This window comes from Streptomyces finlayi (genome assembly GCF_014216315.1).
GTDB classification, from domain to species: domain Bacteria; phylum Actinomycetota; class Actinomycetes; order Streptomycetales; family Streptomycetaceae; genus Streptomyces; species Streptomyces finlayi_A.
Genome location: NZ_CP045702.1, coordinates 5,080,851 through 5,105,085, shown reverse-complemented (window position 1 = coordinate 5,105,085; position 24,235 = coordinate 5,080,851). Strand labels below are relative to the sequence as shown.

The 24,235-nt window shown below is 70.3% G+C and carries 21 protein-coding genes; 9 read left to right on the top strand and 12 right to left on the bottom strand.

Annotated elements, in window-relative coordinates:
- Nucleotides 1–18 precede the first annotated feature (18 nt).
- Nucleotides 19–1,701 (bottom strand): thiamine pyrophosphate-binding protein, encoded by a 1,683-nt coding sequence (locus F0344_RS23460; protein WP_185300678.1) that lies wholly within the window; start codon nt 1,699–1,701, stop codon nt 19–21.
- The gene (gene speB / locus F0344_RS23455; RefSeq protein WP_185300677.1) at nt 1,698–2,666 is read right to left on the bottom strand and encodes an agmatinase; all 969 of its coding nucleotides are present in this window, start codon (nt 2,664–2,666) and stop codon (nt 1,698–1,700) included. Before speB ends, F0344_RS23460 begins: the two co-directional genes overlap by 4 nt.
- Before the next feature lie 151 nt (nt 2,667–2,817).
- On the opposite strand from speB, the gene F0344_RS23450 reads away from it, so the two are divergent.
- Complete coding sequence (locus tag F0344_RS23450) at nt 2,818–4,365, top strand: PucR family transcriptional regulator ligand-binding domain-containing protein (RefSeq protein WP_258050068.1); 1,548 nt, start codon at nt 2,818–2,820, stop codon at nt 4,363–4,365.
- Here F0344_RS23450 and F0344_RS23445 read toward each other — a convergent pair.
- Complete coding sequence (locus tag F0344_RS23445; RefSeq protein WP_185300675.1) at nt 4,362–5,156, bottom strand: M48 family metallopeptidase; 795 nt, start codon at nt 5,154–5,156, stop codon at nt 4,362–4,364. The genes F0344_RS23450 and F0344_RS23445 overlap by 4 nt on opposite strands.
- On the bottom strand, nt 5,144–6,130 hold the full coding sequence (locus tag F0344_RS23440; protein ID WP_185300674.1) for a hypothetical protein: 987 nt from the start codon (nt 6,128–6,130) through the stop codon (nt 5,144–5,146). Before F0344_RS23440 ends, F0344_RS23445 begins: the two co-directional genes overlap by 13 nt.
- Before the next feature lie 172 nt (nt 6,131–6,302).
- Here F0344_RS23440 and F0344_RS23435 point away from each other — a divergent pair, with 172 nt between their 5' ends.
- Entirely contained in the window at nt 6,303–7,097 is a 795-nt protein-coding gene (locus F0344_RS23435) for a helix-turn-helix domain-containing protein (RefSeq protein WP_185300673.1), read from the top strand.
- Nucleotides 7,090–7,347: a DUF397 domain-containing protein gene (locus tag F0344_RS23430; protein WP_185300672.1), complete on the top strand. Its 258-nt coding sequence runs from the start codon at nt 7,090–7,092 to the stop codon at nt 7,345–7,347. Before F0344_RS23435 ends, F0344_RS23430 begins: the two co-directional genes overlap by 8 nt.
- Here F0344_RS23430 and F0344_RS36575 read toward each other — a convergent pair.
- The 3 genes from F0344_RS36575 to F0344_RS23415 form a co-directional block, all read right to left on the bottom strand.
- Nucleotides 7,325–10,687 (bottom strand): N-6 DNA methylase, encoded by a 3,363-nt coding sequence (locus tag F0344_RS36575; RefSeq protein ID WP_185300671.1) that lies wholly within the window; start codon nt 10,685–10,687, stop codon nt 7,325–7,327. The two genes, F0344_RS23430 and F0344_RS36575, sit on opposite strands and share 23 nt — an antisense overlap.
- 92 nt (nt 10,688–10,779) lie before the next feature.
- Nucleotides 10,780–11,439, bottom strand: coding sequence for an RloB family protein (locus F0344_RS23420; protein WP_185300670.1), 660 nt, complete (start codon nt 11,437–11,439; stop codon nt 10,780–10,782).
- Complete coding sequence (locus F0344_RS23415; protein ID WP_185300669.1) at nt 11,439–12,698, bottom strand: AAA family ATPase; 1,260 nt, start codon at nt 12,696–12,698, stop codon at nt 11,439–11,441. The genes F0344_RS23420 and F0344_RS23415 overlap by 1 nt, the downstream gene beginning before the upstream one ends.
- A gap of 684 nt (nt 12,699–13,382) precedes the next feature.
- Here F0344_RS23415 and F0344_RS23410 point away from each other — a divergent pair.
- Together F0344_RS23410 and F0344_RS23405 are read left to right on the top strand one after the other, a co-directional pair.
- Nucleotides 13,383–14,540 carry an acyl-CoA dehydrogenase family protein gene (locus tag F0344_RS23410; RefSeq protein WP_185300668.1) on the top strand — a complete coding sequence of 386 codons (1,158 nt, stop codon included), beginning with the start codon at nt 13,383–13,385 and terminating at the stop codon, nt 14,538–14,540.
- An 18-nt stretch (nt 14,541–14,558) separates the two neighbouring features.
- The gene (locus F0344_RS23405; protein ID WP_185300667.1) at nt 14,559–15,434 is read left to right on the top strand and encodes an acyl-CoA thioesterase; all 876 of its coding nucleotides are present in this window, start codon (nt 14,559–14,561) and stop codon (nt 15,432–15,434) included.
- A gap of 76 nt (nt 15,435–15,510) precedes the next feature.
- Here the strand turns inward: F0344_RS23405 and F0344_RS23400 are convergent, their stop codons facing one another.
- Both F0344_RS23400 and F0344_RS23395 read right to left on the bottom strand, forming a co-directional pair.
- On the bottom strand, nt 15,511–16,290 hold the full coding sequence (locus tag F0344_RS23400; RefSeq protein WP_185300666.1) for a phosphatase: 780 nt from the start codon (nt 16,288–16,290) through the stop codon (nt 15,511–15,513).
- 293 nt (nt 16,291–16,583) lie between these two features.
- The gene (locus tag F0344_RS23395) at nt 16,584–17,192 is read right to left on the bottom strand and encodes an SACE_7040 family transcriptional regulator (protein ID WP_185300665.1); all 609 of its coding nucleotides are present in this window, start codon (nt 17,190–17,192) and stop codon (nt 16,584–16,586) included.
- 98 nt (nt 17,193–17,290) lie between these two features.
- Here F0344_RS23395 and F0344_RS23390 point away from each other — a divergent pair, with 98 nt between their 5' ends.
- From F0344_RS23390 to F0344_RS23375, 4 genes are read left to right on the top strand one after another with little or no spacing between them, the layout of a single operon-like run.
- Nucleotides 17,291–18,898, top strand: coding sequence for a carboxyl transferase domain-containing protein (locus F0344_RS23390; RefSeq protein ID WP_185300664.1), 1,608 nt, complete (start codon nt 17,291–17,293; stop codon nt 18,896–18,898).
- 13 nt (nt 18,899–18,911) lie between these two features.
- A complete protein-coding gene (locus F0344_RS23385) occupies nt 18,912–20,972 on the top strand; it encodes an acetyl-CoA carboxylase biotin carboxylase subunit (protein ID WP_185300663.1) in 2,061 nt (686 codons plus the stop codon).
- Complete coding sequence (locus F0344_RS23380; RefSeq protein ID WP_185300662.1) at nt 20,969–21,919, top strand: hydroxymethylglutaryl-CoA lyase; 951 nt, start codon at nt 20,969–20,971, stop codon at nt 21,917–21,919. Before F0344_RS23385 ends, F0344_RS23380 begins: the two co-directional genes overlap by 4 nt.
- A gap of 7 nt (nt 21,920–21,926) precedes the next feature.
- Entirely contained in the window at nt 21,927–23,093 is a 1,167-nt protein-coding gene (locus F0344_RS23375; RefSeq protein ID WP_185300661.1) for an acyl-CoA dehydrogenase family protein, read from the top strand.
- A 147-nt stretch (nt 23,094–23,240) separates the two neighbouring features.
- Here the strand turns inward: F0344_RS23375 and F0344_RS23370 are convergent, their stop codons facing one another.
- From F0344_RS23370 to F0344_RS23365, 3 genes are read right to left on the bottom strand one after another with little or no spacing between them, the layout of a single operon-like run.
- Nucleotides 23,241–23,561, bottom strand: coding sequence for a hypothetical protein (locus tag F0344_RS23370; protein ID WP_185300660.1), 321 nt, complete (start codon nt 23,559–23,561; stop codon nt 23,241–23,243).
- Nucleotides 23,562–23,588: 27 nt separating this feature from the next.
- The gene (locus F0344_RS36035) at nt 23,589–23,717 is read right to left on the bottom strand and encodes a hypothetical protein (RefSeq protein ID WP_258050067.1); all 129 of its coding nucleotides are present in this window, start codon (nt 23,715–23,717) and stop codon (nt 23,589–23,591) included.
- The gene (locus tag F0344_RS23365) at nt 23,714–24,226 is read right to left on the bottom strand and encodes a hypothetical protein (protein ID WP_185300659.1); all 513 of its coding nucleotides are present in this window, start codon (nt 24,224–24,226) and stop codon (nt 23,714–23,716) included. Before F0344_RS23365 ends, F0344_RS36035 begins: the two co-directional genes overlap by 4 nt.
- Nucleotides 24,227–24,235: the final 9 nt, after the last annotated feature.

Here is a 24,235-nt window from a genome sequence, read left to right as displayed (position 1 = left end):
TTCGAGCCCCGGGCCCGGTCAGAGGTGCGTCGGCTCGAACATCCTCAGGAGGGCCGGGAGGACGACCACCGACGGGCCGGGGGCCGCCAGGGACTTCGCGAGGTCGTCCGTGAGGGACTCCGGGGTCGTGCGGACCGCCGGGACGCCGAAGGACTCGGCCAGGGCCACGAAGTCGGGGCGGGAGAGCTCCGTCCCGGTGGCCTCGCCGAACGCACCCGTCATGTACTCGCGCAGGATGCCGTAGCCGCCGTCGTCGACGATCAGCCAGGTGACGGGGAGGCCGTACTGCCTCGCCGTGGCAAGTTCGGCGATCGAGTACATCGCGCCGCCGTCGCCCGAGACCGCGAGCACCGGCTTCGTGGGGTCGGCCGCGGCGGCGCCGAGCGCCGCCGGGAAGCCGTAGCCGAGGCCGCCCGCACCCTGCGCCGAGTGCATCGTGTTCGGGTGCCGGGCGTCGAACGCGGACCACGCCCAGTAGGTGAGGATCGTCATGTCCCAGAAGCTGGGCGCGGTGTCGGGCAGCGCCTCGCGGACCGAGGCGACGACCCGCTGCTCCAGGGTCAGGTCCTGGGCGTCGATCCGCGCCCGCACCTTCTCCAGCACGGTACGGACGCGCTCGGCCGCCGTCCGGTCCTCGCGCGGTTCGACCGCGTCGAGGAGGTCGGCGAGTGCCTCGCGTGCGTCGGAGTGGATACCGAGCGCGGGGTGGTTGGACTCCAGCTTCCCGGCGTCGGCCTCGATCTGGATGACCCGGCCGCGCGGGCGGAACGTGTGGTAGTTCGAGGAGAGCTCCCCCAGGCCCGAGCCGACGACCAGCAGGACGTCCGCGGACTCCAGGAAGTCCGTGGTGTGCCGGTCCTCCAGCCAGGAGCGCAGCGACAGCGGGTGTTCCCAGGGGAAGGCGCCCTTGCCGCCGAAGGTGGTGACGACCGGAGCGCCGATCTTCTCCGCGAGGGCGCGCAGCTTGCCCGTCGCGTCGGACCGTACGACTCCGCCGCCCGCGATGATCGCCGGCCGCTCGGCGTTCGACAGCAGATGGGCGGCCGCGACGGTCAGCTCGGGGCGCGGGTACAGCTCCCGCGGGGTGGCGTCCATCGCCGTGACGACCGGCAGGACGGTCTCGGCGAGGAGTACGTCCTGCGGGATCTCCACCCAGACGGGGCCGTGCGGGGCGGTGAGCGCGGACTCCCAGGCTGCGGCGATCGCGGACGGGATCTGCGAAGCGGTACGCACCGTGTGCACCGACTTCACGATGTCGCGGAACGACGCCTGCTGGTCGCGGAGCTCGTGCAGATATCCGTGCCGGCCACCGCCGAGCCCCGCGGTCGGGATCTGGCTGGAGATCGCGAGCACCGGGGCCGAGGCGGACGCCGCCTCCTGGAGCGCGGCGAGCGAGGTGAGGGCGCCCGGGCCCGTGGAGAGCAGCAGCGGGGCGACTTCTCCGGTGATACGGCCGTAGGCGTCGGCGGCGAAGCCGGCGTTGTTCTCCACGCGCAGCCCGATGTAGGTGAGCGAGGAACGGCGCAGCGCGTCGAAGATGCCCAGGGCGTGCTGGCCGGGCAGCCCGAAGACGGTGGTGGCGCCGAGACCGTGCAGCGTCTCGACCACGAGGTCGCCACCGTTGCGGCCGGGTGGCGGGTTGAGCGCCGCCTCGGCCTGTGCGGGGGTGAGCCGCGGGCGGTCATCGTGGTCGTGGCTCACTTCGTGCGCGCCTCTGCGATCTGGCGGGACATGATCGTGGTCAGCTCGTACGCCGCGTGGGAGGCGGCGACGGAGGTGATCTCCGCGTGGTCGTACGCGGGCGCGACCTCGACCAGGTCGGCCGAGACCAGGTTGCAGGAGGCGAGTCCGCGCAGGATCTCCAGCAGTTCCCTGGAGGTCAGGCCGCCGGCCTCGGGGGTGCCGGTGCCGGGCGCGTGGGCCGGGTCCAGGACGTCGATGTCGATGGAGATGTAGAGCGGGCGGTCACCGATCCGCTGACGCAGCTGGTCGGTGATCTCGTCGACGCCGCGGCGCATGACATCGGCGGAGGTAACGATGCCGAAGCCCATCTTGGCGTCGTCGGTGAGGTCCTGCTTGCCGTACAGCGGGCCGCGCGTACCGACGTGGGAGAGCGCCTCGGTGTCGAGGATGCCCTCCTCGACGGCCCGGCGGAACGGGGTGCCGTGGGTGTACGCGGCGCCGAAGTAGGTGTCCCACGTGTCCAGGTGCGCGTCGAAGTGGAGCAGGGCGACGGGGCCGTGCTTCTTGGCGACGGAGCGCAGCAACGGCAGCGCGATGGTGTGGTCGCCGCCGAGCGTCATCAGCCGGGCGCCGGTGCCGAGCAGATCGTCGGCCGCGGCCTCGATCGTGTCGACGGCCTCGTTGATGTTGAACGGGTTCGCGGCGATGTCCCCGGCGTCGGCGACCTGCGCGAGCGCGAAGGGGGAGGCGTCCTGGGCCGGGTTGTACGGACGCAGGAGACGGGATGCCTCACGGATCGCGTTGCCGCCGAAGCGGGCGCCGGGCCGGTAGGAGACCCCGCTGTCGAAGGGCACGCCGACGACCGCGATGTCCGCGGTGCCGACCTCGTCGAGCCGGGGCAGCCGGGCGAAGGTCGCTGGTCCTGCGTACCGCGGGACCCGGGACGAGTCGACGGGACCGCGCGGCGTTTCGTTGCTGCTCATGGGACGGAGTGCCTTTCCTTCGGATTTCCTACATGGTCGAGTGTGCGGGATCGGGCGGAGCATCAGGGCACCGTCGACGCTAGGTGGCGGATCGGTCGTCATGAAGCGTACGTTTCATCCATCCTCGCCGCGCTGAATGGATGAACCGTCTATGCCGGAGTCTCCCACCGCACCACCGACCCCGCCCGTCCCGCTCACCGCTCTGCTGGCCAGGGAGGAGCTGGGGCTGCGCCGGATCGCGGGTCCCGAGCGCGCGGACGTGCTCTGGGTGCACGCCTCGGAGATGGCCGACCCGTTTCCGTACCTCCTCGGCGGTGAACTGCTGCTCACCGCCGGCGTGCTGCTGAAGGACCCGGACACCTATGTCGCCCGGCTCGTGGAGGCGGGGGCCGCCGCGCTCGGCTTCGGGGTGGCACCGGTGCACGACACCGTGCCCCCGGCGCTGGTCGTGGCGTGCGACCGGCACGGGCTGCCGCTCCTGGAGGTGCCGCCCCGGACGACGTTCACCACGATCGCGCGGGCCGTGTGGCGGCTGATGGCGGAGGCCAGGCACCGGGAGCTGCGCCGGGTGACCCGCGCCCAGCAGGCCCTGGCCTCGGCCGCCGCCCGGCCCGATCCGGTGCCCGCGGTGCTGCACCAGCTGGCCGTGCACCTGGCGGGGCGGGCGGCCCTGCTGACGGCCGGGGGCGAGGAACTGCACACGGCGGGGAGCCTCCCGGCCCCGGCGGCGCGGCAGGCCCTCGCCCGCCTGGCCCGGGTGGTCTCCCCCGGGTCCCGCCCCGATCCGGCGCCCGGGACCCGCACGGCGAAGGCGCCAGGGACCCGCACAGCGACACCTGCGGAGGCCCGTACCGCCCCGGCCCCCGTCTCCGCCACGGACACCGTGGGTGGCACCCAGCTGTCCGCGTATCCGCTCGGCGGCGCCCAGGGTCTGGTCCTCGCCCTGTCGGCGAACCGGCGCGAACCGGGGGACCACACCGTGGCCGGTATCGCGGTCGTCCTGCTCTCCCTGCTGACCGCCCCGCACCAGGGCGCCGACGCCGCGGGCCGGGCGGGCGCGCTCGTGCGGATGCTGCTCGGCGCGGACCCCGAGGACGTCACCCCGCTCCTGGGCGCCGCCGACCGGTGGACGGTGGTCCACGGGCGCCGCACGGACGGCACCCCCGCCGACCCGCTCACCGCCGGGGCGCTCGGTACGGCGCTGGGCTCCGCCCTCGTCGACGCGGACCGCGATGCCGTACGCGTCCTGGTCACCGCCCCCGACCGGATCACCCCGCAGACCGGCTGGACGCTCGGCGCCTCCGCACCCGTCCCGGTCGCGGCCCTGCCGGCGGCCGACGCCCAGGCGGCCCGCGCCCTGGGCCGCGCGGAGGCCACCCGTACCCCTCTGTCCGTACACCGTCCCGCCACGGGCCTCGCGGAACTGGTCCCCCACGACCAGGCCGAGGCCCACGCCCGCGCCCTCCTCGCCCCGCTCACCGAGACGCTGGCGGAGACCCTGCGCTGCTGGCTGAGCCTGCACGGCGGCTGGGACCGCACGGCGGTCGCGCTCCAGGTCCACCGCAACACGGTCCGCCAGCGCATCGCCCGCTGCGCGGCGCTGCTGGACGCGGACCTGGACGACGCGAACGTCAGGATGGAGTTGTGGTTCGCACTCAGCGCATTGTGGCCCAGAGTCGGATCCGCAGATTTCGGCTAGGCGATGTCGCCCATCCACATGCGCCTGCCGAGTTCGTCCAACTCGGCCCGTCTCTCCTCGTACTCGGGCAGAGCCCGTCCGAGAAGCCGCCAGAAGTCCGTCCCGTGCCCGGGTACGCGCACATGGGCGAGCTCATGGGCGATCACGTAGTCGACAAGGTGCATGGGCAGTTGGAACAGCGGCCATCCCAGACGCATACGACCGACGCCAACCACACCCTCCGGCGGAAGGTAGCTGCCCCAGCGACCGCCGAGATCGGCCACCTCTACGAGGGGCTCGGCGACCCCCATCCTCGCCGCCCACGGCTGGATACGGCCACCTGCCCATTCCCGGCCGACACGGCAGTACCAGCCGACGAGCGCCGACTGGCCACGGGTTGGTTCGGTGGCCTGTGCACCACTGAGGATCAGGCGTCCGGCGACGAGCCTTATGGTGCCGTCGTCCGGTCGGTCGGCGTCGACGGTCAGCCGATAGGTGCGCCCCAGGTACCGGAACACCTCCCCTTCGGCGAGCCGCTTGGGCGGGTTCAACGGGCGTGTGCGCTCGCGCAGCGCCTGTTTGGCCAGCAGCCAGGACCGGTGTGCCCGGACGAAGTCCGCTGCGTCGGTCGCAGGACGTCCTTGGGGCGCGTGCAGTGTGACTTCGGCGTCCAGCTCCACCGTGAGCGCGAACCGCTTGCGCCGGGGGCTGACGCGCACGTCCAGCACCAGACCGTCGACGGCGAGCCGGTCGCCCTCGGCGAGGGCGACCGGTGAAGCGGAGTCGACGGTGGAGGCGGTCACTCCGCCCATTCTCCCCTCAGCCTCGCCCGGAACGGCTCCTGGTTGCTGTTGGCGTACGCCGCGAGTCCCTGGGCGAGCGCGCTGAGCGGATCCCAGCCCGAGTCGCCCGGCAGCATCCCGTGGTGGAGAAGCGCGGTCTCGATTTCACCGGCGAGAAGAGTGATGTCCTGATCCTGGCTCTGGTAGGACTTCTTGCCCATGATCAGGGCCGCCGTCTCGCACACCGCTTCGGCTATGGTCCGCAGGTCCGCCCTGCTCGTGCCGATGTCCGGGTTCTCCACCGCGTCCCTGTCCAGAAGGCGGTACACCACCTGCTCCAGCCGAGTGAGTCCCGCCAGCCTCGGATCCTCCTCGGTCTCCCGGCGCACCTGTTCGAAGAGCGGTCCGAACTCCTGGATCTGGTCCTCGAACCGGCCGGGCATCTCCCGCAGGATCTCCTCCAGCCGCTGCGAGAGCCTCGCGTACTTCTCCGGGTCCTCCCGTTTCACCCGCTCCTCCAGGTGGAAGCGCAGGGCATGGCCCATCTCGGCCGCCGCCTCGCGCGCGGGCATGGCTCGCACCTTCTCGTCGAACAATGGCGACGCCAGCGACACGGGCGCGATCACCTGGTCGATCTCCGGGCCTTCCAGGTACTCGGCGACCAGCGAGCGCACCTTGCGCCCGTACATGCGCATCGTGAAGCTGCCGCCCGCCGCATCGCGGTGGAGGGTACGGATCCGCTTCTGCAGCAGCCCCCAACGGCGGGCCTCGCCCACGTAGTCCAGACCCCGCTCGTGCGGAAGGACCCGCTCCAGCGTGGCGAGAAACTCGTGCAGGACCTGGTCGAAGCCCAGGCGGGTGGTCTCGTCGTCGAAGGCCAGGGCGGCGGACCGCACGGCGGCGAAGTCGACGAGGTCGGCGTCGATGACACCGGCGTACTCGCGGAGGTACCTGCGCACCTCCTCCGCCGCCGGTTCCAGTGCGTCTCTGTAGTTGAGGGCCATACCCCCGGACCGTTCACGTCGGTCGCGGGGGTCTCGCGTGTGCGGCTCCGCCGGGCTCGTCCGCCCGCCGGAAACTGCACTCTGTAGCGATTCCCTCACAGCGTGAGACCGGTATGGCTACCCTGAACAGGGGGTTCGGTGTGACGCAGCGTTTGTCACAAGGGAGTTGACGATGACCAACGTCTACGGCGAGTGGCTGAAGGCGCAGCGCGAGGCGGCCGGCCTTACCCAACAGGAGCTGGCCGACATCGCGATCATGACGCGCTCACACATCGCCCACATCGAGGCGGGCCGCCGCACGCCGTCGAAGGAGGACGCGCGGAGGCTGGACAGGGCGCTGGGCACGGGCAATGTCCTGCAGAGCTTCCTGCCGAAGCAAGACGTGGCGGTCGCGGACTACTTCGAGGCGGCGCTGGAGCTTGAGCAGCAGGCGACCGTGATCCATGAGTTTGCCCTGTCCCTCGTGCCCGGAGTTCTCCAGACGGAGGGGTACGCCCGTGCGGTTCTGCGGCCGACCGCCACTCCACGGAGTGAAGAGGAATGTGACAGGCTCCTTGTCACACGGTTGAACCGAGGAAAGATCCTCTCCGACCCCGTCACTCCGCTGTTCTGTGCCCTCGTGGACGAGGCTGTCTTGCGTCGCCACGTCGGGAACCCGGAGATCATGGCGGAGCAACTGACCCACATCATCGGCATGGTGGAGTGCGAGCGGGTTCGCGTGCACGTACTCCCCTTCGGGGCGGGCTATCACCCGCTGCTCCAGGGGATGCTGTCGCTGATGATGTTCGACGACCAGCCTCCGGTCGCCTACGGCGAGGGCGTGCTCATGGGCAATCTGCACGACTCGCCCGCCCTGGTCGAGACGTTGCAGCGCACATACACTCTCGCCTTGGGCGACGCGCTCCCCCGCAAGGAGTCGCTCGCCCTACTGAGGGCGACGGCAAAGGAATACGAGCACCATGACTGACCGCACCATCCGGAACGCGGCCGTGCTGATCGGCTGGCGCAAGTCGTCCTACAGCAGTGGAGATGGCGGCAGTTGCGTCGAGGTCTTGGATGGCTATCCAGCAGGCGTCCCCATCCGCGACTCCAAAACTCCCCACGGCCCCGCACTGGTCTTTCCCTCGGGCGTTTGGTCATCGTTCATAACAGCCGTGAAGGCAGATAGCCGACCGTCTGAGACTCCGAACGCGGTCAGCCATTCTCCGAGCGCGTGAGGTTGTTCATCAGGATCTCCTTCACGCGGTGCAGTTTCGCGAGCTGAACACGGCGCACCTGTCCTTCCGAAACAATTCCGGTGAGGCGTCGAACGAACTCCCTCTGTTCACTCATACTCGGCAATTCGACTTCAACGTCGAGCAGTCGAGCAGGGTGCAGCACGTTCGCACCGTGCGCGGACCGCGCCACCTCGTAGATTCGCTTCTGGGACGTCGGAAGCATCAGCCACGCCACGAGATAGTCCGGGACGAGGTATCCGACGTCGGGCTTCAGGCAGATGATGCCGCTGCCGTGAGTTACCTGGTTCCGTTGCCCGCGCCATACCGATGCATGGACCCGACGCCCGTCCGGAGCAACTGCGGCGAGCAAAACGTCCCCAGGGTCCAACATTGTCGCCTGGCGTCCCAGACCATCTGGGATTCGACCCGCGGGAAGTCGGAGCCCGGCCGGCGTCAGCTCACGTTCGGTCAGGCAGGACGGCCGTACGACCGGCACCTCGGACCGACTCCCCCGCAGACCGGCATCTTCGGGTCGCGCCAAGGAGACCAGTTCGCGCAGTGGACGTCGCTGGACCCGGCTCGTCCCACCGAGGTCGACCAGCGGAAGTAGCAAAAGCATTTCCTCGACGCCCAGTTTGGAAATCTCTCCTTCAACTTCCTTCTCGGCGTCGATCAGCGAGTAAAGAAGGTCGGCGATGGAATCGCGATCGGCATCCACTCCCAGGTGGCTAGGTATCGAAGACCAAGCACTCTGCTGGGACCAGGGATTGTGCGCGACGACCCCTGCCGCCGTGCCACTGAGCTGATGCTCGATCTCCTCGAAGGAGATCCCGTATTTCTCTTGCCAGTTCTCGTAGGCCCGTACAAGTTCCTGGCGTCGATCTTGTACGAGGTCAGCGACTCTTCTTCTCAGCCCCTGCAGGACAACCTCCAGGACGACCCGACGCTCTTCCTCCAGGTCGTCCGCCAACCGCTGCCGGGCCGCGATCAGACGCGACGGGCCCTCCGCCGGCCTGTCGGACACTGACCATGAGGCGAAGCAGAATTCCGCTTCAAGCTCCTTGACGCGCGCCGCCGCCTTCGTGCGCTCCTTCTTCACGTGCGCCAGCTCCGCCAGCTGCTCCACGCTCAGTTCGACCTGTTCCCGTGTGACAGCGTCCTCGTCACCTTCGGTCTCGCCGTCCTCCGACGCCTCCGGCTCCGCGTTGAGTTCCTTCCAGCGCGCGTCCAGCTCCGCCTTGCGGACGTCCGCCTCGGCCAGTTCCGTCAGGAACTCCGGGACGATCGCCGCGACCACCTTGTGGTCGTACGCCTGGCGCCGCTCCGCCGCCGTGCGCTTGCGCAGCTTCCTCGTCTTCGGGTCCTGTTCGGGCGCGAGCAGCGTCTCGACGTTCTCGACCCAGCCGTCGAGAACCCCCGCGAACCCGTTCTCCGACAGGGCCAGCAGGTCGTACTTGGCCTCGTACCACCAGCCGGCCACCGCGCCCGCGAGCGCGTACCGGTCGAGGAGGCCGATCCCGCCGAGCCGCTTCACGAACGACTCGATCAGCGAACCCCGTACGGCCATCAGCGCCGCCTTGCGCTCCGAGGCCGTCAGGTCGGCCAGGCGCTCATCCGTGGCGGCGACGGCCTCCAGGTGACGGGCCTCCTCGTCCCACCACTTGGCGAAGACCATCCGCAACGCCTCTTCACGGGGGCGCGTCAGCTCCGCCAGCCGGGCCGCATCCGGGCGCTCGTCCTCAGGGAGGAAGTCGACGTACGCCGGGTCCACCGGGTCCCGCTCCGCGAACAGGTCCTCCAGCCGGATTCCGTACGCGCCGAGCAGGTCCTGCTTCGCCTCGATCTCGGCGCGCGGCATCCCGCCCGTCAGGTGCGCCCGCACGTCCTGCGGCTCCGGCGGGGGCGTATTGTCCACGTACCGGCGGATGTTGAGGTTGTAGTCGTTCTCCCGCAGCTCCTCACGGTCGACCCACCGGGCGAAGCCGGGTACGTCCTCCCGCGCGCGGAACGTGGTGACGATCTTCTCCGTGTGCTCGGGCAGCAGCACGTTCTGTGCCCGTTCCGCGTGGTACTCGCGGTCGGCGTTGACGAAGAGGATCTTGCCCTCCCGGTCGCGGTCCTTCTTGCCGGGCGGGCGGAGCACCAGGATGCAGGCGGGGATGCCCGTGCCGTAGAAGAGGTTCGGGGCGAGGCCGATGACCGCCTCGATCGCGTCCTTCTCGATCAGGTCGGCGCGGATGTCCCGCTCGCCGCCGCCCCGGAAGAGCACACCGTGCGGCATGACCGTGATGACCATGCCGCCGCGCCCCTCCTGCTTGGTCATCCAGAGCATGTGCTGGAGGAACATCAGGTCGGCCTTGCCGCGCTCACTCGTCGCGCCGTACTTCGCCCGCTCCGCCTTGTGCGGGAAGCTCTCGTACGAGTAGTCCATGGAGAACGGCGGATTGCTCAGTACGCCGTCGTAACGGTCGTCGTCGGACTTCGGAGTGTGCGCCGGTTCCGACAGGGTGTCGCCGGTCCGCAGGTCGAAGCGGGTGCTGACGCCGTGCAGCACCATGTTCATCGTGGACATGATCCAGGAGCCGCTGTTGGCATCCTGGCCCGCGAAGAACATGTTCGTGGCGTCGCCGCCGTGCTCCTCCACGTACTCCTTGGCGTGGATGAGCATGCCGCCCGAGCCGACGCAGGGGTCGTAGATGCGCGTACCGTCCTTGGGGTCGAGCAGCTCGACCATCATCCGGACCACGGCACGCGGGGTGTAGAACTCGCCGCCCTTCCGGCCGGCCGTGTCGGCGAACTCCTTGATCAGGTACTCGTACGCGGCGCCGATCAGGTCGGGGAACTCGAAGTCGTCCGTCCTCAGGCGCACCCGCCCGAAGTGGGCGATCAGCAGCTTCAGTCGGTGGTCGGCGAGCTTCGCCGCGCCGGCCGTGGCGCCCGAGCCGCCGATGCGGTTGAAGTCGAGCTGATCGAAGAGGCCCTTGAGCTTGGTGTTCTGCCCTTCGAGGGCCTGGAGCGCGGGCCGCAGGAATTCCTCGTTGATGTTGTGGACGCCTGACGAGATCCTGGCCCAGCGGGCCTTCTCCGGAACGAAGAGGACTCCACTGGTGTTGTAGGGGGTCGGCTTCTCCAGCCAGCCTTCCAGGTTCTCCCCGGTCAGGCCCTGTGGTGCGCTCTCCCTGATCCGCTCGCGTGCTGCCTCGAACTCGTCGTTGGCCCGCTTCAGGAACAGCAGGCCGAAGATGTAGTCCTTGTACTCGGAGGCATCCATCGTGCCGCGGAGAATGTCCGCGGCGGCGAAGAGATGCCGCTCCAACTGCGCGAGCGTGAGCTTGGCCACGTCACCGTCTTCCCTGCGAGCCGATACGACCTGGGAACCCTACGGCGATTCGGGGCTCGGGTGATAACCCGGACCCGAGCTGTCACCCTCTGTCAGTACGTGGTGATACCGAGACCCTTCTCGACGAACTCGTACACGTCCGTGAACGGGTCCCGCAGGTCCATGGCCTTGTGGGCGGGATGCTGGGCGTTCATCTCCTGGGCCCGCTTCTTCGCCCGGGCGAAGCTGCCCTTCGGAATCTGGTCGGACAGCACGCTTTTGATGTTCTCGGCGCTGTTCGCGAAGGGGAGCTGCTTCACCGCCTCCCCGCAGACACCACCGAAGGTGCCCTGGACCGGCTTGTGGTGGAGCAGCCGCCAGACCTCGAAGCAGGGGTGGGAGAAGGCGATCTGTACGCCCGCCTCTTTCGCCAGCTTGAAGGCGTCCGAGATCTGCTGGTGCTCGTCCCGGTCGAACAGGCACCAGACCTCCGGCCAGAACTTCTGGGCGAGTTTCGCCTTCTTCGCGGCCCGCGTCTCCTCACGCATCACCCGCGCCGCCGCCTCGACCAGAGTGATGGGCTTCCGCTGCGACCCTGGCGCGGACTCGTTGGCGATCCGGACCTCGATACCGGTCGCACCGGCCCGGCCGCGAACGATCTCGATGTACTGGGGCTCGGTGACCCGCCCCTCGGTGAAGACATGAACGATCTTGTTACGCCGCTGCCCCTTGCTTGCGGGCCCCAGCGAGTCCTTCCCCCTCGTACGCGCCATCAGCTGCCGCTCCGCTCCGCCTCGTACGCGCGTTCCCGCTCGTTCGCCGCCAGCAACCGCCGCGCGATCTGCCCCTCCAGCAAGGCGGGAACGGCTCCGAACGCCCCGGCCAGGTAGGACTTCATCAGGTCCTCTTCCTCCCCCGGGGAAGCGGCGGTCAGCGGGTACAGCTGGGTCGCCCCGTCCTCGTCCTTCTCGGTGAGCCACACCTGCGCGGGCTCCAGCAGACGGCCCCCGCTCGGTGTGGTGAGCACGGACGGATCGTGCGAGGTGAAGACGAGCTGCGCGCCCTTGGGATTTGCCTGGGGGTCGTGGAAGAGTCTGACGACCTCGGCCGCGAAACGCGGGTGCAGGCTGGCGTCGAGCTCGTCGACGAGCAGCACCGCGCCTTCGTCCAGGGCCAGCAGCAACGGGCCGAGCAGAGCGAACCAGGAGCGGGTGCCGTACGACTCGTTCCGCCAGTCGAGGGAGACGTCCCCCGCAGCGGACCGGTGGGTGAGGCGCACCTCAGGGCGTCCCTTGCCCACCTCGACCGTCTCGGCTCCGGTGATGCCGAGGTCCGCGACCCGCAGCAGTTCGTTGATACGGCCTGCCCGGGCCCCTGACAGCTGGCGCGTCGTGAACGTCTCCCGTTCCTGGCGCTCGACCTCGGGATCGATCAGCCAGAGGTTGCGGCGGAACCAGTGGAACAAGGGGGTCAGCTGTGGGTGATTGTCCGTGCCCGCCGTGGAGAGCACCAGGGCGTTCGGCCGGGTACGCCGCTCCAGGCCGGAGCGGTCCTTCACCCGGGCGCCCGGCCAGTCGTAGACCTTGGGGCGCGAGGCGTCGCGGTCCAGCCACACCTGCCGGTGGCCACGGGGGTAGCTGTGCAGCCACTCGGCCTCGACCCGCTCCGAACCCAGCTCGAAGCCGTACGTCCAGCGGATCCCGTCGAGGACGACGTCCACCTCGTAGAAGCTCGGCTCCGCGTCCCCCTTGGAGTCCAGCGCGAAGGGGACGCGATCCGTGCCGTCGTACGAGGCCCAGCGCGCATACGAGTTCTGTACCGCGCCGCTCATGTCCGTCATGGCGGCCAGGACGTTCGACTTGCCCGAGGCGTTGGCGCCGAAGACGCCGATCAGGGGAAGCACGCCCACCGCGCCCCCGGCCAACTCGACGCGCCGTGCGGAGACGCTCGGCTCGTCCTCGGGCACGACGAACGTCAGCTCCTGCTCGTCGCGCAGTGACCGCACGTTGGCCGTGCGGAATCTCAGCAGCATGCCGGCCCCTCTCCGCCGTCAGCGTAGTGTCTGGGTACGACGGTGGCGCTTTCAGGCCCCTGACAAACCTCCGGGCCGTGTGCCAAAGGGCTGGTCACATCCGCTGACGCATGGGCTGGAGTGCGGGCCACACCTACATCTCCGAGAACGACACCGCCCCGGGCAGGTGCTTCCGCGCGCCCGGCGGTGCAGGACGCCGCCCCGTGGGCACGCGCGCACGACGCCGTACACGGAGGGGACACGGTGGTCCGCCTCTCCCTCCAGGGCAGGGTTCGCCACGACGACGGTTGTCCTCCACGCCCTGCACGTGCGGGTCACCGCCTCGCGGAGCCCCTCGCCGGGAACGCGTACCGGATGGACAACGGCTGCGCGGCGCCGTCACGCCATGCTTCTTCGACATGGACCTCGGCGCCCGAGGAACTGCTGCTGACCGCCCGGACAACCGGCTGCGACTGCCGGTGGTACCTGGAGCTGGAGTGGAGCAGCGAGGGCCGCTCCGGCACCGTCCGGATCAGCGACCACGGGCCTTCCCTTCCGCACCAGCGTGATGTGTGCAACCACGGGTGCCCAGATCTGGACAGGTGCGGTGACCGGCGGGTAACTTTTACAGGTCTGAGCAAGCGCTTAGCCAGCCCGCCGGAAGCTCACGTTGAGCTGACCGAAGCCGACAGAGGAGGCACCCCCGTGCGCCGTACGGTATTCAACGAGGACCACGAGGCGTTCCGGGAGACCCTTCGCGCCTTCATCGAGGCCGAGGTCGTTCCCGTCTACGACGAGTGGTTCGCCGCCGGCCAGGCGCCGCGCGAGTTCTACTACAAGCTCGGCGAGCTCGGTGTGTTCGGCATCTCGGTCGAGGAGGAGTTCGGCGGCGCGGGCGTCGACTCGCACAAGTACGAGGCCGTCCTCCAGGAGGAGTGCGCCCGCGCGGGCGTCTCCTTCGGCGGCTCCGGCGTGCACGTCCTGCTCGGCCTGCCGTACATCAAGATGCTGGCCACGGACGACCAGAAGAAGCGCTGGCTGCCGAAGTTCGTCAGCGGCGAGGAGATGTGGGCCCTCGCGATGACCGAGCCGGGCACCGGTTCCGACGTCGCGGGCATGAAGACCAACGCGAAGCTCTCCGAGGACGGCACGCACTACGTCCTCAACGGCTCGAAGACCTTCATCACCGGTGGCGTGCACGCCGACAAGGTGATCGTCTGCGCCCGTACCTCCGCCCCGCGCGAGGACGACCGCCGCTTCGGCATCTCGCTCTTCGCCGTCGACACCAAGTCCGAGGGCTACTCGATCGGCCGCAAGCTCGACAAGCTGGGCCTGCGGGTCTCCGACACCGCCGAGCTGGCGTTCGTCGACGTGAAGGTCCCGGTCGAGGACCTGCTCGGCGAGGAGAACAAGGGCTTCGGCTACCTCGGCACCAACCTGGCGTCCGAGCGCTGGGGCATCGCCTTCGGCGCGTACGCGCAGGCCGCCGCAGCCGTCCGCTTCGCCAAGGAGTACGTCCAGGACCGCACGGTCTTCGGTAAGACGGTCGCCTCCTTCCAGAACACCAAGTTCGAGCTGGCCTCCTGCCAGGCCGAGGTGGACGCGGCCCAGGCCGTCGCCGACCGCGCCCTGGAGGCCCTGGACGCCGGTGAGCTGACCGCCGCCGAGGCCGCCTCCGCCAAGCTCTTCTGCACCGAGGTCGCGCACCGCGTGATAGACCGCTGCCTCCAGCTGCACGGCGGCTACGGCTTCATGAACGAGTACCCGATCGCCCGTCTCTACGCCGACAACCGCGTCAACCGGATCTACGGCGGCACCAGCGAGGTCATGAAGTCGATCATTGCCAAGTCGATGGGCCTGTAGAGCAGTTACGTTCTTCTCATGAGCGCACCACTCGACTCCCTGCTCGATCTGCTCGACCTGGAGCGGATCGAGCGGGACATCTTCCGGGGCACGAGCCGTTCCGCGGTCGTGCCCCGGGTGTTCGGCGGACAGGTCGCGGCCCAGGCGCTCGTCGCCGCGGGCCGGACCGTCCCCGCCGACCGGACAGCCCACTCCCTCCACTCCTACTTCCTGCGCATGGGCGACCCGGGTGCCCCGATCGTCTACACCGTCGACCGCATCCGCGACGGCCGGTCCTTCACCACCCGTCGGGTCGTCGCCGTCCAGCACGGGCAGCCGATCTTCCACCTCTCGGCGTCCTTCCAGACGTACGAGGAGGGGCTGGAACACCAGGCTGCCATGCCGCACGCCCCGGACCCCGAGACCCTGCCCACCGCCGCCGAGATGCTGCCCCGGTACGCGGACCGGTTCGTCGATCCGAGTGTCATGGACCGGCTCCTGGAGGCACGGGCCGCGGTGGACCTCCGGTACGCCGACGCGCCGCCCTTCGCCACGGTCGGTGATCCGCGCGAGCCCCGCTCGCAGGTGTGGTTCCGGACGAACGGCAAGCTGGCCGACGACCCGCTGCTCCACGTCTGCATGGCGACGTACGTCTCCGACATGACGCTGCTCGACTCCGTGCTCCTCGCCCACGGGCGCGGCGGCTGGACGGTCGGTGACGTGGTGGGCGCGAGCCTGGACCACGCGATGTGGTTCCACCGGCCGTTCCGCGCGGACGAATGGCTGCTGTACGACCAGGAGTCGCCGTCCGCGTCCGGCGGGCGCGGCCTCGGCCAGGCCCGTATCTACACGCAGGACGGCCGGCTCGCGATCACCGTCATCCAGGAGGGCGTGATCCGCACTCCACGCGACTGAACAGGCCACAGTCGTGCGACTCGGAGGCAGGTCCGCGTCCGATCGCGGGTGATGGCGACACCGCTCCGGGCCCCGGTCAGAGCAGTCCCGCCGCGTCCAGCAGATAGTCGGTCATCGGGTCGTAGAAACGCGGATCGGTGACGTGGTCGTCCAGCGGCACCGTCACCTGCAGCGTGCCCTCCGCCTCGGCGAGGAACAGCGCGGGGTCGTTGGAGTCCGCGTACCCGACGGTGTCGATGCCCCGCTGGCCCGCACACCCGGCCCACCCGTGGTCGGCGACGACGAGGTCGGGCCGCGGCGTCCCCTGGCGTTCGTATCCGTCCAGGATCGCCGCCATCGGGATCGGGGAGTGGGTGTGCCACAGCGTCGCCCCGTGCTCCAGGACGGCGACGTCCGCGAACTGGAAGACCATGCCCTCCTCCGTCACCAGGCCCGACGGAATCCGCAGGATCTCGCACCCGGCGGCCCGCAGCGCCTCCGCGGTCCTGCGGTGCACGTCCAGCAGACCGCCCGGGTGGCCGGTCGCGAACAGCACGCGCTCCGAATCGGCCGCCGCCTTGCGCAGCCGCGCCGCCATCCGGTCGAGCGCGTCGACGGTCAGCTCCGGGTCGATGGTGTCCTGCCCGTGCCGGTGCGCGGGGTCGTCGCTGACCCCGCAGCGCTCCGCCATCACGGCGAGCACGTCCTGCTCGTCGGTCCAGCGGTCGCCGAGCTCCAGGCCCAGCCAGTAGTGGCGGTCACCGTTGGCGAGCTTGCGGTAGTGGGAGAGGTTGTTGTCGCGCGGGGTGGCGACGTCTCCCGCGATGCGCGTACGGACGAGGTGGTCGACGAGGGCGGCGCGGCTGGGTATCGGCATGCGCCCATTGTGCCGTCAGGAGTGCGCGGTGTGCCGGGCGTCCCGCACGACGGACGGAGGGCGGCTCCGACGGGGTACGCACACCCGCCGGAGCCGCCCTCGTACCGGCTCGACCTGTTCACGGGCATTTCACCCGGGGGTTGAAGGGGCGAAAAGGCCACCGGGGTCGTCCTTCCTGGCCGAGCATTTTCGGCCGGTCCTCGGTGGTCTTCGGGTTCTGGTCGGCGTCGCTTGTACGCAGGAACACCGGGCGCACACGCTCCCCGTCCGTTCGGGCACTCCGCGTGTGCGCCCTAGGAGGCGGCCGCCGCGAAGGCCCCGCGCGCCAGCCTGTGCAGCAGCGCCGCCGTGGCATCGCGGTCCGGGAGGGCGCCGGTGAGGTGGGGGGTGGAGTTGAGCAGGCCGAAGACCGCGTGGACGGTCATCCGGACCTCGTCCTCGGCCGGCCGCGGGTACAGCGCCCGGACCGCCTCGACCCAGACCTCGACGTACTGGCGCTGGAGCTGACGCACCCGCTTGCGGTCGGCGTCCTGGAGGCGGTCCAGCTCACGGTCGTGGAGGGTGATCAGCGGGCGGTCGTCGAGCGCGAAGTCGATGTGGCCCTCGATGAGCGCGTCGAGGATCGACTCCGGTGAGCCGCCACCGGCCGCCGCGTCCTGGGAGACGCGCATCCGCCCGCCGTCGAGGAGCCGCTCACTGATGCCCACCAGCAGCTCGGCGAGCATCGCGTCCTTCCCGGGGAAGTGCCGGTAGAGGCCGGGGCCGCTGATGCCGACCGCCGCCCCTATCTCGTCGACACCCACTCCGTGGAAACCGCGCTCGGCGAAGAGGCGTGCCGCCTCCCGGAGGATCTGCTCGCGGCGGGTGGGAGCCGCGACGCGGGCGGTGGCATGAGTGCTCATGAGGATTCATTCTAGACAGGGCCGTTAGCGCTCGTTAACCTGAGCGCAATGCGTTAACGGTCATTAACCAGTGCGGTACGGGCAAGGGGGCTCGAACGATGCAGCAGGCACCGGTCCTGGCGAGCGCGGCCGATCCCGCCTCGGAGGCCTGGCGGGCCAACGAGGCGGCGCATCACGCGCTCGCCGACGAGCTGCGGTCGCGGCTCGCCACGGCACGGCTCGGCGGGGGTGAGAAGGCCCGCGCCCGGCATGTGGCGCGCGGCAAGCTGCTGCCCCGGGAGCGGGTGGACACCCTGCTCGACGCCGGCTCGCCGTTCCTGGAGCTGGCCCCGCTGGCGGCCGAGGGGCTTTACGGGGGCGCGGCCCCCGCGGCGGGCGTGATCGCCGGGATCGGCCGGGTCAGCGGCCGGGAGTGCGTGATCGTCGCCAACGACGCGACCGTCAAGGGCGGCACGTACTACCCGATGACCGTGAAGAAGCATCTGCGGGCGCAGGAGGTGGCGCTGGAGAACCGGCTGCCCTGCCTGTATCTCGTGGACTCGGGCGGCGCCTTCCTGCCCATGCAGGACGAGGTGTTCCCCGACCGGGAGCACTTCGGACGGATCTTCTACAACCAGGCCAGGATGTCGGGTGCCGGCATCCCGCAGATCGCCGCGGTGCTCGGCTCCTGCACCGCCGGCGGTGCGTACGTCCCCGCGATGAGCGACGAGGCCGTGATCGTCCGCAACCAGGGGACGATCTTCCTCGGTGGTCCGCCGCTGGTGAAGGCCGCGACCGGTGAGGTCGTGACGGCCGAGGAGCTGGGCGGCGGCGAGGTGCACTCGCGGACCTCGGGCGTGACCGACCATCTCGCCGAGGACGACGCCCACGCGCTGCGGATCGTGCGGAACATCGTGGCCACCCTGCCGGAGCGGGCACCACTCCCGTGGTCCGTGCGGCCGGCAGAGGAGCCGAAGGTCGACCCGGCCGGTCTTTACGGGGCGGTGCCCGTCGACTCGCGGACGCCCTACGACGTACGGGAGGTCATCGCCCGGGTCGTGGACGGCTCGCGCTTCGCGGAGTTCAAGGCGGAGTACGGGACCACCCTCATCACGGGCTTCGCGCAGATCCACGGCCACCCCGTCGGCATCGTCGCCAACAACGGCATCCTGTTCTCGGAGTCCGCCCAGAAGGGCGCCCACTTCATCGAGCTGTGCGACCAGCGCGGCATCCCGCTGGTGTTCCTCCAGAACATCTCCGGCTTCATGGTCGGCCGCGACTACGAGGCCGGCGGCATCGCCAAGCACGGCGCCAAGATGGTCACCGCCGTCGCCTGCACGCGGGTGCCGAAGCTGACCGTGGTGGTCGGCGGGTCCTACGGCGCGGGCAACTACTCCATGTGCGGCCGGGCCTACAGTCCCCGCTTCCTGTGGATGTGGCCCAACGCCAAGATCTCCGTCATGGGCGGCGAGCAGGCCGCTTCGGTGCTCGCCACCGTCAAGCGCGACCAGCTCGGCGACGGCTGGAGCGCCGAGGACGAGGAGACGTTCAAGGCCCCGATCCGCGCCCAGTACGAGCAGCAGGGCAACGCGTACTACGCCACCGCCCGGCTGTGGGACGACGGTGTGATCGACCCGCTGGAGACCCGGCAGGTGCTGGGACTCGCTCTGACCGCCTGTGCCAACGCCCCGCTGGGTGACCCCCAGTTCGGCGTCTTCCGGATGTGACGTGAGGACTTCCATGTTCAGCACTGTTCTGGTCGCCAACCGTGGCGAGATCGCGGTCCGGGTCATCCGTACCCTGCGCGAGCTCGGTGTGCGGTCGGTCGCCGTCTTCAGCGACGCGGACGCGGACGCCCGGCACGTACGGGAGGCCGATACGGCGGTACGGATCGGGCCCGCGCCCGCCGCCGAGAGCTATCTCTGCGTGGAACGGCTGCTGGACGCCGCCCGGCGCACCGGCGCCGAGGCCGTCCACCCGGGCTACGGGTTCCTCGCCGAGAACGCGGGCTTCGCGCAGGCGTGCGCGGAGGCCGGTCTCGTCTTCATCGGCCCGCCCGCCTCCGCGATCTCCCTCATGGGCGACAAGATCCGGGCCAAGGAGACGGTCGCGGCGGCGGGTGTGCCGGTCGTGCCCGGCTCCTCGGGCAGCGGACTCACCGATGCCCAACTGGCCGCTTCCGCCCGCGAGATCGCCATGCCCGTCCTGCTGAAGCCCTCGGCGGGTGGTGGCGGCAAGGGCATGCGACTGGTGCGCGACGAGGCCCTGCTCGCCGATGAGATCGCGGCGGCAAGGCGCGAGGCCCGCCTCTCCTTCGGCGACGACACCCTCCTGGTGGAGCGGTGGATCGACCGGCCGCGCCACATCGAGATCCAGGTCCTGGCCGACGGCCACGGGAACGTGCTGCATCTCGGTGAGCGCGAGTGCTCCCTCCAGCGCCGCCACCAGAAGATCATCGAGGAGGCCCCGTCGGTCCTGCTCGACGAGGCGACCCGGGCCGCCATGGGTGAGGCCGCCGTGCAGGCGGCCCGCTCCTGCGGCTATGTCGGCGCGGGCACGGTGGAGTTCATCGTGCCGGGCGACGACCCCGCCGCGTACTGCTTCATGGAGATGAACACCCGCCTCCAGGTCGAGCACCCGGTGACGGAGCTGATCACCGGACTGGACCTGGTGGAGTGGCAGCTCCGGATCGCCGCCGGTGAGCAACTCCCGTACAAGCAGGACGACATCACCCTCAACGGCCATGCCATCGAGGCCCGTGTCTGCGCCGAGGACCCGTCCCGCGGCTTCCTGCCGTCCGGCGGTACGGTCCTGCGGCTGAGCGAGCCGCAGGACGGCGGGGTCCGCACGGACTCCGGCCTCAGCGAGGGCGTGCCGGTCGGCAGCACGTACGACCCCATGCTGTCGAAGGTCATCGCGTACGGCCCCGACCGGGCCACGGCCCTGCGCCGGCTGCGCGCGGCCCTGGCCGACACGGTGGTGCTCGGCGTCCCGACCAACGCGGGCTTCCTGCGCCGGCTGCTCGCCCACCCGCTGGTGACCGCGGGCGAGTTGGACACCGGCCTGGTGGAGCGCGAGGTCGCGGGGCTGATCCCGGAGGGCGTACCGGAAGAGGTGTACGGGGCGGCGGCGCTGCTGCGTCAGTCCTCCCCCGCCGCGTCGCCGGACACCTGGGCCGACCCGTTCTCCGCGCCCAGTGGCTGGCGCCTCGGCGGCACCCCGGCTCCGGTCGTGCGGCACTTCCGGGTGCCGGGCCACGAGCCGGTGCGGACCGCTCTGCGCCCGTGGCCGACGGGGGCCGAGCTGACGCTCGGGCTCACCGGGGACGGCGGGCAGGCCGAGCACGGCCGGGTGGACACCTGTGGGCCGGTCCCGCCGCAGTCCGCTCCCCGTGCGGCCCGGCTCGTCGTCGGGTCCGGTCACCGGATCACCGTCGAGATCGACGGACTGACCCACACCTTCGACCACGCCACCTCGCCCGAGGGCAGCTGGCTGGGCCGGGACGGCGACACCTGGCACGTCCAGGACCACGACCCGGTGGAGGCGTCCCTCAGCGGCGCCGGCCGGGCGGGGGTCGACACGCTCGCCGCGCCCATGCCGGGGACCGTCACCGTGGTGAAGGTGGCCGTCGGGGACGAGGTGAGCGCCGGGCAGAGCCTGCTCGTCGTCGAGGCGATGAAGATGGAACACGTCATCTCCGCGCCGCACGCCGGGACCGTGACCGAACTCGATGTCACGGCGGGCGCCACCGTCGCCATGGACCAGGTGCTGGCCGTCGTGACCCCGCTGGAGGAATCATGACCGAGGGACTTCCCATGCGGGTCCCCGCCGAGGGCCTGCCCGCCCGGGTCCGTATCCACGAGGTCGGGGCCCGCGACGGACTGCAGAACGAGAAGGCGGTCGTCCCGACCGAGGTGAAGGCGGAGTTCATCCACAGGCTGGCCGTCGCGGGGCTCACCACGATCGAGGCGACGAGCTTCGTCCACCCCAAGTGGGTGCCTCAACTGGCCGACGCGGAGCAGCTGTTCCCGATGCTCGGGGACATCGCGGACGACGGGGACGTGGCGCTGCCCGTCCTCGTGCCCAACGAACGCGGCCTGGACCGGGCGCTCGCGCTCGGCGCACGCCGGATCGCCGTGTTCGGTTCGGCGACCGAGACGTTCGCCGCCCGCAATCTCAACCGGACCGTCGACGAGTCGCTCGCCATGTTCGAGCCGGTCGTGGCCCGTGCCAAGGCCGGCGGGGCGCATGTGCGCGGCTACCTCTCGATGTGCTTCGGCGATCCGTGGGAGGGGGCCGTTCCCGTCGCCCAGGTCGTCCGTGTCGCCAAGGCGCTGATGGACCTCGGCTGCGACGAGCTCTCCCTCGGCGACACGATCGGCGTCGCCACCCCGGGCCATGTCCAGGCCCTGCTCTCCGCGCTGAACGAGGAGGGCATCGCCACGGGCACCATCGGCGTGCACTTCCACGACACGTACGGACAGGCCCTGTCCAACACCCTGGCCGCGCTCCAGCACGGGGTGAGCACCGTGGACGCCTCCGCGGGCGGCCTCGGCGGCTGCCCGTACGCGAGGAGCGCGACCGGAAACCTCGCCACCGAAGACCTCGTGTGGATGCTCGAAGGTCTCGGCATCCACACCGGGGTCGACCTCGCCGAGCTCACCGCCACCAGCGTGTGGCTCGCCGCACAACTGGGCCGACCCAGCCCTTCCCGCACCGTCCGCGCCCTGTCCCACGAGGAGCAGTGATCCCCCGATGTCCCTGGACCACCGGCTGACCGCCGAGCACGAGGAACTGCGCCGTACCGTCGAGGCGTTCGCGCACGACGTGGTCGCGCCGAAGATCGGCGACTTCTACGAGCGCCACGAGTTCCCGTACGAGATCGTGCGGGAGATGGGACGGATGGGCCTGTTCGGTCTGCCGTTCCCGGAGGAGTACGGCGGCATGGGCGGCGACTACCTCGCCCTCGGCATCGCCCTGGAGGAGCTCGCCCGCGTCGACTCGTCCGTGGCGATCACCCTGGAGGCAGGGGTCTCGCTGGGCGCGATGCCGGTGTTCCGCTTCGGCACGGAGGAGCAGAAGCGGCAGTGGCTGCCGAAGCTCTGCTCGGGCGAGGCGCTCGGCGCGTTCGGCCTCACCGAGCCGGGAGCCGGCTCGGACGCGGGCGGCACCCGCACCACGGCCGTCCTCGACGAGGCGACGAACGAGTGGGTCATCAACGGCTCCAAGTGCTTCATCACCAACTCCGGTACGGACATCACGGAGCTCGTCACGGTCACGGCCGTGACGGGCCGCAAGGAGAACGGCGCCCCGCGCATCTCCGCGATCATCGTGCCCTCCGGCACCCCCGGCTTCACGGTCGCCGCCCCGTACTCCAAGGTCGGCTGGAACGCCTCGGACACCCGTGAGCTGTCCTTCAGCGACGTCCGCGTCCCGGCGGCGAACCTGCTGGGCGAGGAGGGCCGCGGCTACGCGCAGTTCCTGCGCATCCTGGACGAGGGCCGTATCGCCATCTCGGCACTGGCGACGGGTCTGGCGCAGGGCTGTGTGGACGAATCGGTGAAGTACGCGGCGCAGCGCCACGCCTTCGGCAGGCCGATCGGTGCCAACCAGGCCATCCAGTTCAAGATCGCGGACATGGAGATGCGGGCGCACATGGCCCGCATCGGCTGGCGCGACGCGGCCTCACGCCTGCTGGCGGGCGAGCCCTTCAAGAAGGAAGCGGCGATCGCGAAGCTGTACTCGTCGACCGTGGCGGTGGACAACGCCCGCGAGGCGACGCAGATCCACGGCGGCTACGGCTTCATGAACGAGTACCCGGTGGCCCGGATGTGGCGCGACTCCAAGATCCTGGAGATCGGCGAGGGCACGAGCGAGGTCCAGCGGATGCTGATCGCCCGCGAACTAGGGCTGCCGGCCTGACGGTTGGAACCTACAGCTACAGGGCCGCCGTGCGCGTGCGGTGACGCAGCACACGGTGGCCTTCCGCGTTGGACGGATCGGTCCGGCGGAAACGCACCGACTGTCCTGTCCCTTCCGGTCGGTGGAGACGGCAACGGGTCCCGGGGATCATGATCCCCGGGACCCGCAGCGTCGTGCTGGGTCAGCCCTCGTCGTGGACGCGCTCGCCACGAACCGGGCCATGGGCACCGCCTGGCCGACGGCAAGCATCGCCTTCCGGCGAGCCACCGTGGTCCTGGCCACGACCACGGCTTCCACGAGGTGGTCCGCGAGATAGCGGGACACCTCGCGCTGTCCCCGCGTACCGAGGTCCGAGGGGACGGCGATCTGCATCGTGATCAGGCGTTCACGCCGCGAGAGCGTGCCCGTGCGCGTTCCCTCGTAGTCGGGGGCGAGGAGCGGGCCCGGTACATGGAAGACCACGTCCACGCCCGTCTCCCCGTCGGTCCGCTGCCACTACGCCTCGTCGGCCAGCCGGGCGAGCAGTCCGATGCCGTCCGAGACCGGCCTGTTGTGGGCGGTGGGACCGCCCACAACAGCACCGATGAACAGCGGCGCCCAACGCCCTTCCACTGCGGGTTTCACAGCCGCAGTCGGCCCACGTGCCGCAGCAGGTCCGCCCATTGGTCGTCGGGCCCGGTGACGGAGAGCCGGACGTAATCCGGGCCCGCCACCCACTGCAGGAAGAATGCGGTGAAGTCGTCCGCCGCCTTCTCGAACGCGGACGACATCCACCATTCGACCCCGGTATCCGGGAAGTACCAGACCGCGCCCGTCGACCGGTTGATGAAGAACGGCTCGTCGGAGACGACACCGGGGCAGAACCATTCCTCGCGGCCGAGTGTGATCGGGGCCCCGGCGACCGGGTCGGTGTAGAACTGCATCCCGTCGACCGTGGCGGCGCCGAAGACGGTGACATCACCGCAGGTCACACCGTCCGCCGCCGTGAGGAACTCCCGGACCTGCCCCGGCAGCCCGGCCCCGATGCGCTCGGGGCCGGCTCCGGCGGGCAACGAGTTCGTCATGCGCCACTCCTCCTGGGTGGAGATCGCAGCGCGCAGCTCCTCCACGACCCGCCGAAGCTCGGCATTCACCGTGTCACA

Excerpts from the sequence above, each read along its gene's own strand:
- F0344_RS23390 (WP_185300664.1), top strand. The coding sequence starts at position 17,291 with ATGCAGCAGGCACCGGTCCTGGCGAGCGCGGCCGATCCCGCCTCGGAG.
- F0344_RS23420 (WP_185300670.1), bottom strand. The coding sequence starts at position 11,439 with ATGGCGCGTACGAGGGGGAAGGACTCGCTGGGGCCCGCAAGCAAGGGG.
- F0344_RS23385 (WP_185300663.1), top strand. The coding sequence starts at position 18,912 with ATGTTCAGCACTGTTCTGGTCGCCAACCGTGGCGAGATCGCGGTCCGG.
- F0344_RS23380 (WP_185300662.1), top strand. The coding sequence starts at position 20,969 with ATGACCGAGGGACTTCCCATGCGGGTCCCCGCCGAGGGCCTGCCCGCC.
- F0344_RS23375 (WP_185300661.1), top strand. The coding sequence starts at position 21,927 with ATGTCCCTGGACCACCGGCTGACCGCCGAGCACGAGGAACTGCGCCGT.
- speB (WP_185300677.1), bottom strand. The coding sequence starts at position 2,666 with ATGAGCAGCAACGAAACGCCGCGCGGTCCCGTCGACTCGTCCCGGGTC.
- F0344_RS23445 (WP_185300675.1), bottom strand. The coding sequence starts at position 5,156 with ATGGGCGGAGTGACCGCCTCCACCGTCGACTCCGCTTCACCGGTCGCC.
- F0344_RS23400 (WP_185300666.1), bottom strand. The coding sequence starts at position 16,290 with ATGCCGATACCCAGCCGCGCCGCCCTCGTCGACCACCTCGTCCGTACG.
- F0344_RS23435 (WP_185300673.1), top strand. The coding sequence starts at position 6,303 with ATGACCAACGTCTACGGCGAGTGGCTGAAGGCGCAGCGCGAGGCGGCC.
- F0344_RS23440 (WP_185300674.1), bottom strand. The coding sequence starts at position 6,130 with ATGGCCCTCAACTACAGAGACGCACTGGAACCGGCGGCGGAGGAGGTG.
- F0344_RS23450 (WP_258050068.1), top strand. The coding sequence starts at position 2,818 with ATGCCGGAGTCTCCCACCGCACCACCGACCCCGCCCGTCCCGCTCACC.
- F0344_RS23395 (WP_185300665.1), bottom strand. The coding sequence starts at position 17,192 with ATGAGCACTCATGCCACCGCCCGCGTCGCGGCTCCCACCCGCCGCGAG.
- F0344_RS23430 (WP_185300672.1), top strand. The coding sequence starts at position 7,090 with ATGACTGACCGCACCATCCGGAACGCGGCCGTGCTGATCGGCTGGCGC.
- F0344_RS23405 (WP_185300667.1), top strand. The coding sequence starts at position 14,559 with ATGAGCGCACCACTCGACTCCCTGCTCGATCTGCTCGACCTGGAGCGG.
- F0344_RS23415 (WP_185300669.1), bottom strand. The coding sequence starts at position 12,698 with ATGCTGCTGAGATTCCGCACGGCCAACGTGCGGTCACTGCGCGACGAG.